Consider the following 12,741-nt stretch of genomic DNA (forward strand, 5'->3'; position numbering starts at 1 on the left):
TGAAGATTTTTTGATCAGCTGCCGATACCCCTCCTGACCATCCACAGCGAGTCAGGAGAGTACGTGTGATAAAGCTGATTTCCGTGGACGAACTGCAAGAGGGCATGTTTATCCACAAACTTGAGGTCTGGTGGCTGAAAGATCGGCGCATTCGCAACCTTATGCTGATCACTGACCGCCGCCAGATCGCCATGATCCGCAGTGAAGGGATCCGCCAGGTCTGGATCGATCTCGATAAGTCGGTGCCGATCCCGCACAGCCAGCCCGTCAGAGCGCCGGTTGCGGAGAGTGCCTTTTTCCGCGAGCTGGATCAGGCGCAGCAGATTTTCGCCCAGGGCAAGCCGCGCGTGCTGGCGATGTTTAATGAGGCCCGTATGGGGCAGCGCCTCGATCTCAGCTTCACGCTCGATCTGGTTGATCAGATAGCGGGATCGATTGCGCGTGAGCCTTCAGCGCTGCTCAGCGTGGCGCGCCTGAAAAATCACGATGACTACACCTATCTGCACTCCATGGCGGTGTGCGGGCTGATGATCTCGCTCGGGAAGAAACTGGGGCTGGAGGCCGACCGGCTGCGTCGCGCAGGCATGGCTGGCCTGCTGCACGACGTCGGCAAAGCGGCCGTGCCGCTGGCGATCCTCAATAAGCCCGGCAAGCTGAGCGACGATGAGTTCGCGGTCATGCGTGAACACCCGATTGTTGGCGCGCAGATGCTGATGGAGGCGGATGCGGGCTACGATCTGCTGGATGTGGCGCTGCATCATCACGAAAAATTTGACGGCAGCGGCTACCCGCACGGCCTGCGCGGCGAGGAGATCACGCTCTATGCCCGCATGGCCTCCGTCTGTGATGTCTATGACGCGCTCACCTCGCATCGTCCCTACCGTAAAGGCTGGACGCCTGCAGAAGCGATGCACAATATGCTGAGCTGGCGCGGCCATTTCGATCCCGCGCTGCTGCACAGTTTTGTACGGTCGATTGGCATCTATCCGGTCGGATCGCTGGTACGTCTGGCGTCGGGACGGGTCGCGCTGGTGGTGCAGGCGGGTGAAAAATCGCTGCTGAAGCCTAAACTGCACGTCTTCTGGTCGCTGCATGCCCGGCGCGAAGTGAAACCGGAAATTGTCGATTTAGGCGACAGCTTCTGTACCGACAGCATTACCGGTGCTGAAGAGGGGTCGCTGTGGCAGAACATCGACCTTAACCGCGTCTGGGCGCTGGAAAGCGCTTAATTTTACGCCATATTTATACTTTCTTTACGCCCGTCCTCCGCCTTTTTATCCCTTCTTTATGCCGCGCCGCGCATGCTTGCCGCACTACTGACTACTCCGGAGGTTGCTGTGAGCGTGGGCGTAATAGCGGGCATTGTGCTGCTGATTTTGTTGCTGGGCTATCTGGTTTATGCCCTGCTTAATGCGGAGGCATTCTGATGGCGGCGAATGCATTCTTACTGATCGCGCTGTTTCTGCTGGTGCTGATGGCGCTGGCGCAGCCGCTGGGTCGGTTTCTGGCGCGGCTGGTGGCGGATAAACCGCTGCTGCCGCGCACCGAGCACCTGCTGTGGCAGCTGACGGGCAGCGGCACAGCGGCGATGCGCTGGCAGCACTATCTGCTGGCGCTGCTGCTGTTTAACGCCGTGGGCTTCGTGGTGCTGCTGGCGATACTGATGCTGCAGGGGGCGCTGCCGCTTAATCCGCAGCAGATGCCGGGCCTGAGCTGGGATCTGGCGTTTAACACTGCGGTAAGCTTTGTCACCAATACCAACTGGCAGGCGTATGGCGGTGAGAGCAGCCTGAGCTACTTCAGCCAGATGGCGGGGCTGACGGTACAAAACTTTCTCTCTGCGGCAACCGGTATCGCCGTAGCGTTTGCCCTGATGCGCGGGTTTGCTAACCGCTCGCTGGCGACGCTCGGCAACGCCTGGCGTGACCTGACGCGCATCACGCTCTACGTCCTGCTGCCGCTCAGCCTGGTGATTGCGCTGTTTTATGTCAGCCAGGGCACCATCCAGAGCTTTGCGGCGTATCACACCCTCACCACGCTGGAGGGCGCACAGCAGACGCTGCCGCTCGGTCCGGTAGCCTCACAGGAAGCCATCAAGATGCTCGGCACCAACGGCGGTGGGTTCTTTAACGCGAACTCTGCCCACCCGTTTGAGAATCCGACCGCCCTGACCAACTTTGTTCAGATGCTGAGCATTTTCCTGATCCCGGCGTCGCTCTGCTTTACGTTCGGGCAGCACCTGAACGATCGCCGGCAGGGCCATATGCTGCTGTGGAGCATGAGTATTCTGTTTGTCCTCGCGGCCTCGGCGGTGATGTGGGCAGAGGTACGGGGCAACCCGCATTTCCTGGCGCTGGGCGCTGACAGCGCGCTCAACATGGAGGGCAAGGAGACGCGCTTCGGCATACTCAACTCGGGCCTGTTCGCGGTAATTACCACGGCAGCCTCCTGCGGCGCGGTTAATGCAATGCATGACTCCTTTACCGCGCTGGGCGGCATGGTGCCGATGTGGCTGATGCAGCTGGGCGAAGTGGTATTCGGCGGCGTGGGCGCAGGGCTGTACGGCATGCTGCTGTTCGTTCTGCTGGCGGTGTTTATCGCCGGGCTGATGATCGGACGCACGCCGGAGTATCGCGGTAAAAAAATCGACGTATGGGAGATGAAAATGACCGCGCTGGCGATTCTGGTCACGCCTGCGCTGGTGCTGCTGGGTACCGCACTGGCGCTGATGACCGATGCCGGTCGCGCGGCGATGGCCAACCCCGGCATTCACGGATTCAGCGAAATACTCTATGCGGTCTCATCTGCGGCAAATAACAACGGCAGCGCTTTTGCCGGACTCAGCGCCAACACGCCGTTCTGGAACCTGCTGCTCGGCGTCTGCATGCTGGCTGGCCGCTTCGGCATCATTATTCCGGTTATGGCGATTGCCGGATCGCTGGCGGCAAAAAACGTTCAGCCCGCGGGTAACGGTACGCTGCCGACGCACGGCCCGCTGTTTATCGGCCTGCTCACAGGCACCGTGCTGCTGGTGGGTGCGCTGACCTTTATTCCCGCGCTGGCGCTTGGGCCGGTCGCGGAACATCTGCAACTGATTCAGGAATAACGCAATCATGAGTCGTCAACAACTGGCGCTGTTTGATGCGCAGCTGACCCGCACCGCGCTGCTGGATGCGGTAAAAAAACTCGATCCGCGCGTGCAGTTTCGCAACCCGGTGATGTTTCTGGTATGGCTGGGCAGCGTGCTGACGTCGCTGCTGGCCGGCGGCATGCTGGCGGGCTGGCTGAGCGGCAGCGCCGGCTTTACCGGCGCCATTGCCTTCTGGCTCTGGATAACCGTGCTGTTCGCCAGCTTTGCAGAAGCGCTGGCGGAAGGGCGCAGCAAGGCGCAGGCCAACAGCCTGAAAGGCATTAAGAAAACCAGCGAGGCGAAGAAGCTTGCGGCAGCGCACTATGGTGCTGCATGGCAGCCAGTCTCTGCGGATACGCTGCGCAAAGGTGACGTGGTCCTGGTTGAGGCGGGCGATGTGATCCCGTGCGACGGCGATGTACTGGAGGGCGGCGCGTCGGTAGATGAGAGCGCCATTACCGGCGAATCGGCGCCGGTGATACGCGAGTCCGGCGGTGATTTTGCTTCCGTTACCGGCGGCACGCGCATTCTGTCTGACTGGCTGGTGATCCGGTGCAGCGTCAATCCGGGCGAAACCTTTCTCGATCGGATGATCGCCATGGTGGAGGGCGCAAAACGTCGTAAAACCCCGAATGAGGTCGCGCTGACCATTCTGCTGGTTTCACTGACCATCGTATTTCTGCTGGTGACCGCCACGCTGTGGCCATTTTCCGCGTACGGCGGTACACCGGTCAGCGTCACGGTACTGGTGGCGCTGCTGGTCTGTCTTATTCCCACCACGATTGGTGGCCTGCTGTCGGCCATTGGCGTGGCGGGCATGAGCCGCATGCTGGGGGCAAACGTGATCGCCACCAGCGGACGCGCGGTGGAGGCGGCAGGGGACGTTGACGTGCTGCTGCTGGATAAAACCGGCACCATCACGCTCGGTAATCGCCAGGCGACGCAGTTTCTGCCCGCGCCAGGCGTCAGCGAAGAGCAGCTGGCGGATGCGGCACAGCTCGCCTCTCTGGCAGATGAAACGCCGGAAGGACGCAGCATTGTGGTGCTGGCGAAGCAGCGGTTTAACCTGCGCGAACGCGATCTCAGCGCAATGGGCGCCAGCTTTATCCCTTTTTCCGCTCAGACCCGCATGAGCGGCGTGAACGTGCAGGATCGGCTGATCCGTAAAGGCGCCGTGGACGCCGTGCGCCGCTATATCGACGCCGGCAATGGACGCTTTCCGGCGGAGGTCAACGCCCGGGTTGAGGAGGTCGCGCGCGCGGGCGGCACGCCGCTGGTGGTAGCCGAAGGCGCGCAGGTTCTGGGCGTGGTGGCGTTGAAAGACATTGTCAAAGGCGGCATCAAAGAGCGTTTTGCTGAACTGCGCCGGATGGGCATTAAAACCGTGATGATCACCGGCGACAACCCGCTGACCGCAGCGGCTATCGCCGCAGAGGCGGGCGTGGATGACTTTCTGTCAGAAGCGACGCCGGAGGCTAAACTGGCGCTGATCCGTCAGTATCAGTCAGAAGGACGGCTGGTCGCGATGACCGGCGACGGCACCAACGATGCGCCTGCGCTGGCGCAGGCGGATGTCGCGGTGGCGATGAACTCCGGCACCCAGGCGGCGAAAGAGGCGGGGAACATGGTCGATCTCGACTCGAATCCGACCAAGCTGCTGGAGGTGGTGCATATCGGTAAGCAGATGCTGATGACGCGGGGGTCGCTGACCACCTTTAGCATCGCCAACGACGTGGCGAAATATTTTGCCATCATTCCGGCGGCGTTTGCCGTGACCTACCCGCAGCTCAGCATGCTCAATATCATGGCGCTGCACTCTCCCGCCTCCGCGATCCTGTCGGCGGTGATCTTCAACGCACTGGTGATTGTGTTTCTTATTCCGCTGGCGCTGAAAGGGGTGAGTTACCGGCCGGTGAGCGCGGCAGCGCTGCTGCGACGCAATCTGTGGATTTACGGTGCGGGCGGGCTGGTGGTGCCTTTTATCGGTATTAAAGCGATTGACCTGCTGCTCACGCTGTCAGGCCTGGTGTAAGGAGAAGAGAGATGAGTCAGTTACGTCCGGCTGTTGTATTGTTTATGGTGCTGATGCTGTTTACCGGTGTTCTCTATCCGCTGCTGACCACCGGGCTGGCACAGTGGTGGTTTCCGCAGCAGGCGAGCGGTTCGCTGCTGAGGCAGGCGGGCAGCGTGCGCGGCTCAGCGCTGATTGGGCAGCAGTTCACTCAGCCCGGCTATTTCCAGGGTCGGCCATCGGCTACGGCGGAGCGGCCTTATAACGCGCAGGCTTCCGGTGGCAGCAACCTGGCCGGGAGTAACCCGGCGCTGGACAGCGCCGTCGCCGCGCGCGTGGCCGCGCTGCGGGCGGCGAATCCGCAGGCGCCGTCAGCGGTGCCGGTGGAGCTGGTCACCGCTTCAGGCAGCGGCCTGGATCCGGATATCTCTCCTGAAGCCGCGCTGTGGCAGGCACCGCGCATTGCGGCAGCGCGCAATATGACGCTGAAAGACGTTGAGGCGCTGATTGCGCGTAACACCGGGCGTCCGCTGCTGCCGTTTATCGGCGAAGAGACGGTGAACGTGCTGCGGCTCAATATGGCGCTGGATAATTTGCAGGGATGAGGCACATTCGGTGCGCATAAATGCGCACCCTGCAACGCAGGGTCGCCATGTATGGCGACCCTTTCACTGATCGTACGGAATTCACTATTTGAACGACATGAATGATGAACTGCCTCGTCCGGACCCCGATGCGCTGCTGCTCAGCCATAGCGACAGCCATCGCGGCAAGCTGAAAATCTATTTTGGCGCCTGTGCCGGCGTGGGCAAAACCTTTGCGATGCTGCAGGAGGCGCAGCGGCTGCGCGCGCAGGGGCTGGATGTGCTGGCCGGTATCGTGGAAACCCACAATCGCGCAGAAACGGCCGCGCTGCTGCATGGCCTGACGCTGCTGCCGCGTCGCACCACCGGTCGCTCGCACCACACGGAGTTCGATCTGGATGCGGCGCTGGCGCGTCATCCGGCGGTGATCCTGATGGATGAGCTGGCGCATACCAACGTTCAGGGCGCGCGCCATCCCAAACGCTGGCAGGATATTGACGAGCTGCTTGATGCCGGCATCGATGTCATCACCACGGTAAACGTGCAGCACCTCGAAAGCCTCAATGACGTAGTAGCCGGTATCACCGGAATTCAGGTGCGCGAAACCGTGCCCGATCCCTTTTTTGACAGCGCAGATGAGGTAGTGCTGGTGGACCTGCCGCCGGACGATCTGCGTCAGCGGCTGAAAGAGGGCAAAGTCTACGTCGGCGACCGGGCCGAGCGCGCGATTGAAAACTTTTTCCGCAAAGGCAATCTGTTTGCGCTGCGTGAACTGGCGCTGCGTCGCACCGCCGATCGCGTGGACGATCAGATGCGCGCCTGGCGTGACCAGCAGGGACGCGATCGGGTCTGGCATACGCGGGATGCGATTCTGCTCTGTATTGGTGATGATACCGGCAGCGAAAAGCTGGTGCGAACCGCCGCACGTCTGGCCGCGCGGCTCGGCAGCGTCTGGCACGCCGTTTATGTGGAAACCCCGCGCCTGCATCGCCTGCCGGAGGCGCAGCGGCGCGCGATCCTGCGTACGTTACAGCTGGCGCAGGAGCTGGGCGCGGAAACGGCCACGCTCGCCGATCCCGATGAGGTGCGCGCGGTGCTGCGCTACGCGCGGGAGCATAATCTGGGCAAAATTGTCGCCGGACGCCAGCCGCACCGGCGCTTCCGCCGCGACAGCTTCGCCCAGCGTCTCGGCGAGCTGGGGCCGGATCTCGATCTGCTGGTCGTGGCGCTGGATGAGCCGCTGCGCCCGGCGCTGCATGCGGCCAGCAGCAAACCGGTCAGCAGCGATAAGTGGCGGCTGCGGCTGCGCGGCTGCATCATGGCGCTGCTGCTCTGCCTTGCGGTGACGTTTATCGGACGCGGCCTGCTTGCAGAGTTCGATAGCGCCAACGCCGTCATGATCTATCTGCTGTCGGTCGTGCTGGTGGCACTGCGCTACGGGCGCTGGCCCTCGGTGTTTGCCACCGTGATCAATATCGTCGCGTTTGATCTGATGTTTGTCGCGCCCACCGGCACCGTCGCCGTCTCTGACCTGCAGTATCTGGTCACCTTTGGCGTGATGCTGGCGGTCGGCGTGATCGTAGGAAATCTCACCGCCGGCGTGCGCTACCAGGCCAGGGTGGCGCGCTATCGCGAGCAGCGCGCCCGCTATCTCTATGAAATGGCGAAATCGCTCGGCAGCGCGCTGACGCCGCAGGATATTGCCGCTACCGCACAGCGAGTGATTGAGGTGACGCTGCAGGCGCGCAGTCAGCTGCTGCTGCCCGATGAGCAGGGGGAGCTGCAGGCAACCGGACCGGACTTACGCGGCACGCCGCCCGATGCCGGAATCGCAAAATGGAGCTACAGCAAAGGTCAGCCTGCCGGCGCCGGCACCGATACGCTGCCGGCCGTGCCCTACCAGATTGTTCCGCTGAAGAGCGGCCAGCAGTGCCGGGGTCTGCTGGTGGTTGAGCCGGAGAACCTGCGCCAGCTGATGATCCCGGAGCAGCAGCGGCTGGTGGAGACGTTTACCGTGCTGATCGCCAACGCGCTGGAGCGCATGGCGCTGACGCAGAGCGAAGCGGCTTCGCGCCTCGCAGCAGAGCGCGAGCAGCTGCGCAATGCGCTGCTATCGGCACTGTCACACGATTTACGCACGCCGCTGACGGTGCTGTTTGGTCAGGCAGAGATGCTGATGCTCGATCTGGCGCATGCGCAGTCGCCGTTTGTCGCGCAGGCCGGCCAGATCCGTGAACAGACGCTGAGCACGATTCGTCTGGTCAGCAATATGCTGGATATGGCGCGCATTCAGTCCGGCGGCCTGCAGCTGCGCGAAGAGTGGGTGGCGCTGGATGAGGTGATCGATGGCGCGCTGCGCAGCATGGGGCCGATGCTTAAAGGCCACGCGTTTGAGCTGGCGCTGCCGTCAGAGCTGGTATTGATTAAAGGCGACAGCGCGATGCTGGAGCGGGTGTTTTCCAATCTGATTGAGAACAGCCTGAAGTATGCCGGTAACGCGGCGCAGCACGGTATTCGCGCCTGGCGCGACGGCAGCCGGCTGGAAATTGGCGTCTGGGACAGCGGGCCGGGCATCGCGGGCGACAGCCTGACGCAGATTTTTGAAAAGTTTGCCCGGGGTGATAAAGAGTCTGCCGTACCGGGGGTCGGACTGGGGCTGGCGATCAGCAAGACCATCACTGAAGCGCATCGCGGACGCATCTGGGCGGAAAACCGTGCCAGCGGCGGCGCTGAGTTTCGTCTGTCGCTCCCGCTCCCGGCGCCGCCGGAAATTTCCGAGGCCGCACTTAAATAACTTCACACAAGTTCGGGTATACTCGGCAGCTTCGCTGCTAACTTATGGAAACTTATGGAACGTTTTACCGAAAACCTGATGTATTCATCCCGCTGGCTGCTGGCACCGGTTTACATTGGACTTTCGCTGGGCCTGCTGGCGCTGACCGTTAAATTTTTTCAGGAAATTTTCCATCTGCTGCCGAACATCCTCAGCATTGCGGAAAACGATCTGATCCTGCTGCTGCTGTCGCTGGTTGACATGACACTGGTCGGAGGGCTGCTGGTGATGGTGATGCTCTCCGGCTATGAAAACTTTGTCTCGAAGCTCGATATCGCCGAACACAAAGAGAAGCTGAGCTGGCTGGGCAAGATGGACTCCGGCTCGCTTAAAAATAAAGTCGCCGCCTCCATTGTGGCGATCTCCTCTATCCATCTGCTGCGTATCTTTATGGATGCGCGCAACGTCGCCAACGACAAGCTGATGTGGTACGTGATCATCCATCTGACCTTTGTGCTCTCCGCGTTTGTTATGGGCTGGCTGGATAACATGTCAAAAATGGAGAAAAAGCACGCTGGCTGATCTGCTCAGCGTGCCGGGGGGCGGGTGCCGAGCAGCTGCGGCATGACCGTTTTAATCAGCGTAAAAAAATGGCGCAGCCTTGCCGGATAGTAGCTGGCCCACGGGTAGGTCAGCCAGACCGGCAGCGGCGGCGCCTGCCACGCCGGCAGCAGCTGCACCAGCGCGCCGCTCTCCAGATCGTCCTGTACCACCCACGATGAAACCAGCGCCACGCCCATTCCGGCCAGCGCGGCCTTGCGCACCGCATAAAGGCTGTCGCTGGCGAGCCGCGGCGCGATCGCCAGGTTCACCATTGCGCTATCGCTGACGCGCTGCAGCGCAATCTCATTGCGATAAAAGCTGGTCAGCGCCAGCCACGGCAGCTGTGTCAGTTCTTCTGCCTGCGTCACGGGCGGATGGGCGGCCAGCAGCGCCGGCGCTGCCACTACAATACGCGGCACTTCCGCCAGCAGCACGGCCACAATGCCCGGATCGTCCGGCGCACCAACCTGAATCGCACAGTCCACGTTTTCACTGATAAAGTCCGGCGTGCGATCGTTAAGCATCCACTCTACATTCAGACGCGGATAGCGCTCCAGCCAGGCGACCAGCGGCGTAATCAGCTGATCCTGCCCGAAAGCGTGCGGTGCGCGCACCCGCAGCGTGCCCGCTGGTTCGTCATGTGAGCCGGTCAGTTCATCCTCCAGCGCATACCACGTTGCCAGCAGCTGGCGCGCCTGCGTATAGCAGCGCTCCCCGTCATCGGTCAGCTTGAGCGCATGGGTGGTGCGCAGTATCAGCTTCAGGCCGAGATAGTGCTCCAGCGCCTGCAGCCGGCGGCTGACGGTAGGCTGGGTGGTATTAAGCTGCCGCGCGGCGGCGGAGAGGGAGCCACTCTCAACGATACGGATAAAGGTCTGCATCAGGGCAATACGATCGGTGCTGGTCAGGTTATTCATACGTACCACGCATAACGGTTGTGTCCTGTCACACTCTACCGCGTATGGCTGCCGCGCGCTTTAATAGGCGCAACTTTTCAGGAGAGTCACCTATGTCTGTTTTATTGTCATCTGCCCGTCGCGCAGAAACGCTTCCCGCTCCGCTGCTGTTTACGCTTGCCGCCGGTGCCGGCCTGAGCGTCGCCTCTATCTACTACAGTCAGCCCATGCTGGATATCATCAGTAAAACGTTTAATACCGGCATCAGCAGCACCGGTATGGTGCCGATGCTGACGCAGGCGGGCTATGCGCTGGGGATCCTGCTGCTGGCCCCGCTGGGCGATCGCCACGACCGGCGGACCATTATTCTGATTAAAGGTCTACTGCTGGTGGCCTCGCTGCTGCTGTGTGGCTTTGCCGGCGGAATCGGCGCGCTGCTGATCGCCAGCTTTGTCACCGGGCTGACCGCTACCGTCGCGCAGGATATTGTGCCTGCCTCTGCCGCGCTGGCACCGGAGCATCGCCGGGGCAAGACGGTTGGCGTGGTAATGACCGGGCTGCTGGCGGGCATTCTGCTGTCGCGCGTGATCAGCGGCCTGGTGGCGGAGTATGCCGGCTGGCGTACGCTCTATTTTATCGCTGCGGGTGCCATGCTGCTGATGACGCTGGCGCTCTGGCGCGTGCTGCCGCGCTTCACACCCGGTACCGCCGTCAGCTATCCGCGCCTGCTGCTGTCGCTGGCGCAGCTGTGGCGTCAGCATCAGACGCTGCGCCGCGCCGCGCTGGCACAGGGGCTGCTATCGGTGGGATTCAGCGCCTTCTGGTCAACGCTGGCGCTGATGCTGAGCGAGCGCTTTCATTTCGACAGTGCCATCGCGGGTGCGTTTGGCCTGGCGGGCGCGGCAGGGGCGCTGGCTGCTCCGCTGGCCGGCAGCGTAGCCGATCGCATCGGTCCGGCGCGGGTGACGCAGTATGGCTCTGCGCTGGTGATGGTGTCGTTCGCGCTGATGTTTCTGCTGCCGCTGCTGCCGCTGGCGGCGCAGCCGGGCGTGATTATCCTGAGTACGGTGGGATTTGATCTGGGGGTGCAGGCGACGCTGGTGGCGCATCAGACGCTGGTCTACAGCCTGGCACCTGAGGCGCGCAGCCGCCTGAATGCCCTGATGTTTACCGTGGTGTTTGTCGGCATGGCCGCCGGCGCGGCCCTCGGCAGCCTGGCGCTGGCGCATTTTGGCTGGAACGGCGTGGTCACCCTGGCAACGACGGCGGCGCTGCTGGCGCTGCTGGTACGCCTGGGCAGTGCGCATCTCAGACACTAATTTCCAATCCTGTGCCAGGCTTAAGGGAGTTATGTTTTTGAAAAGCGGAGCGTTATGAATTTCCTTGCCTGGACCGCCGTTGTCGGCGGTCTGTTACTGATCATGTCACTGGCCTCCGGCTGGATCCACCGCGGGCCGGTGACCTCATTTGGCCTCTATCTTATCGCCGGGATTATCTGCGGTCCCTGGGTGCTGGACCTGCTGCGTATCGATATTGTTGGTCACTCTGAGCTGGTGGCGCATATCACCGAAATCACCATGGCCGCGTCGCTGTTTATCACCGGTCTGAAGCTGCGCCTGCCGCTGAAAGCGCACGCCTGGCGGGTCGGACTGCGGCTGGCGTTTCCGGCGATGCTGCTGACGGTAGGCGGCATGGCGTGTCTGGTGCACTGGATCACCGGCTTTAACTGGCCGCTGTCGCTGGCGTTTGGCGCCATTGTTGCGCCAACCGATCCGGTGCTGGCCAGCCTGATTTCAGTCAACGATGCGCGCGATGATGATGCGCTGCGCGTTGCGCTCTCCAGCGAGGCGGGAATGAACGATGGCTCGGCGCTGCCGCTGCTGATCCTGGCGCTGCTGCTGATGCGCCCGGAAGGCTTTGATCTCGCCAGCCTGGGGGAGTGGGCGACGCTGGATGTGCTCTGGTCTATTGGCGGGGGTATTGCAATTGGTTATCTGCTGGGGCGCGTTATCGGCCAGCTCGCGGCGCGGCTGCGCAGCGCGCACGACGATGTGGCGCCAAACGATTTTCTCGCGCTGGCGCTTATTGCGTTCAGCTATGCCGCCTCGCAGGCGCTGGATGCCTCCGGCTTCCTGGCAACCTTTGCTGCAGGCGTCGGCCTGCGGCGCGCTGAACTGCGCGTCACGCGCTGTTTTCCGCTGGAAGATCTGCCGGAGGAGAAGCAGCATTTGCCGGCTGAAGTCATGGTGAATCCTAATCAGCGCGTGCGGCAGAGCGGCGGCGGCATGGTTAAGTCCGTGGGTCTGGTCATTGGCGATGCGCTCTCATTTGGCGATACGGTAGAGCGCCTGCTGGCTGCCGCGCTGATGGTGGTGCTGGGCATTACGCTGGCGCACCACTGGAATCCGATGGGCATCGGCCTGGCGCTGCTGCTGTTTGTCGTGGTGCGGCCGCTGGCGGTCTGGCTCACCACCTGGCGCTGCGAAATGCCGCGCGCGCGCCGGCTGCTGATTGGCTGGCTCGGCATTCGCGGGATCGGCAGTATCAACTATATCGCTTTTGCCTGGGTGCACGGCCTGCAGGGCGCTGAAGCGCAGCAGATGGTGGATATGGCCCTGACCATTGTAGTATGCAGCGTGGTGCTGCACGGTATCACGGTGACACCGCTTTTAAACTGGCGTGCTGCCCGCCAGGCGGCACGCACGCAACAGGATGAAACCTGAGTTTCCGGAAACAACAGGAGC

10 protein-coding genes are annotated in these 12,741 nt (G+C 62.1%); 9 read left to right on the forward strand and 1 reads right to left on the reverse strand.

The window, feature by feature from the left end:
* Positions 1-65 precede the first annotated feature (65 nt).
* The 7 genes from B4M48_RS05430 to B4M48_RS05460 all read left to right on the forward strand — a co-directional run bounded on the left by B4M48_RS05430 (position 66) and on the right by B4M48_RS05460 (position 9,080).
* Positions 66-1,229, forward strand: coding sequence for an HD-GYP domain-containing protein (locus B4M48_RS05430; protein ID WP_039381059.1), 1,164 nt, complete (start codon positions 66-68; stop codon positions 1,227-1,229).
* Between the two features lie 108 nt (positions 1,230-1,337).
* The gene (gene kdpF, locus B4M48_RS05435; RefSeq protein WP_071669265.1) at positions 1,338-1,427 is read left to right on the forward strand and encodes a K(+)-transporting ATPase subunit F; all 90 of its coding nucleotides are present in this window, start codon (positions 1,338-1,340) and stop codon (positions 1,425-1,427) included.
* On the forward strand, positions 1,427-3,106 hold the full coding sequence (kdpA, locus tag B4M48_RS05440) for a potassium-transporting ATPase subunit KdpA (RefSeq protein ID WP_071669266.1): 1,680 nt from the start codon (positions 1,427-1,429) through the stop codon (positions 3,104-3,106). Before kdpF ends, kdpA begins: the two co-directional genes overlap by 1 nt.
* A gap of 7 nt (positions 3,107-3,113) precedes the next feature.
* Complete coding sequence (gene kdpB, locus B4M48_RS05445; RefSeq protein ID WP_039381051.1) at positions 3,114-5,162, forward strand: potassium-transporting ATPase subunit KdpB; 2,049 nt, start codon at positions 3,114-3,116, stop codon at positions 5,160-5,162.
* 11 nt (positions 5,163-5,173) lie between these two features.
* The gene (gene kdpC, locus B4M48_RS05450) at positions 5,174-5,746 is read left to right on the forward strand and encodes a potassium-transporting ATPase subunit KdpC (protein WP_039381048.1); all 573 of its coding nucleotides are present in this window, start codon (positions 5,174-5,176) and stop codon (positions 5,744-5,746) included.
* A 97-nt stretch (positions 5,747-5,843) separates the two neighbouring features.
* Positions 5,844-8,519: a two-component system sensor histidine kinase KdpD gene (gene kdpD / locus B4M48_RS05455; RefSeq protein ID WP_039381045.1), complete on the forward strand. Its 2,676-nt coding sequence runs from the start codon at positions 5,844-5,846 to the stop codon at positions 8,517-8,519.
* A 54-nt stretch (positions 8,520-8,573) separates the two neighbouring features.
* Entirely contained in the window at positions 8,574-9,080 is a 507-nt protein-coding gene (locus tag B4M48_RS05460; RefSeq protein ID WP_039381043.1) for a TIGR00645 family protein, read from the forward strand.
* A gap of 5 nt (positions 9,081-9,085) precedes the next feature.
* Here the strand turns inward: B4M48_RS05460 and B4M48_RS05465 are convergent, their stop codons facing one another.
* Positions 9,086-10,018, reverse strand: coding sequence for a LysR family transcriptional regulator (locus B4M48_RS05465; protein WP_039381040.1), 933 nt, complete (start codon positions 10,016-10,018; stop codon positions 9,086-9,088).
* 92 nt (positions 10,019-10,110) lie between these two features.
* Between B4M48_RS05465 and B4M48_RS05470 the strand changes: the two genes are divergently transcribed.
* Together B4M48_RS05470 and B4M48_RS05475 are read left to right on the forward strand one after the other, a co-directional pair.
* Positions 10,111-11,316 (forward strand): MFS transporter, encoded by a 1,206-nt coding sequence (locus B4M48_RS05470; protein ID WP_071669268.1) that lies wholly within the window; start codon positions 10,111-10,113, stop codon positions 11,314-11,316.
* A 54-nt stretch (positions 11,317-11,370) separates the two neighbouring features.
* Positions 11,371-12,720 carry a cation:proton antiporter gene (locus tag B4M48_RS05475; protein ID WP_039381038.1) on the forward strand — a complete coding sequence of 450 codons (1,350 nt, stop codon included), beginning with the start codon at positions 11,371-11,373 and terminating at the stop codon, positions 12,718-12,720.
* The last annotated feature ends 21 nt before the right edge of the window (positions 12,721-12,741 follow it).

This window comes from Pantoea sp. UBA6567, assembly GCF_002434165.1.
Taxonomy (GTDB): domain Bacteria; phylum Pseudomonadota; class Gammaproteobacteria; order Enterobacterales; family Enterobacteriaceae; genus Pantoea; species Pantoea eucrina.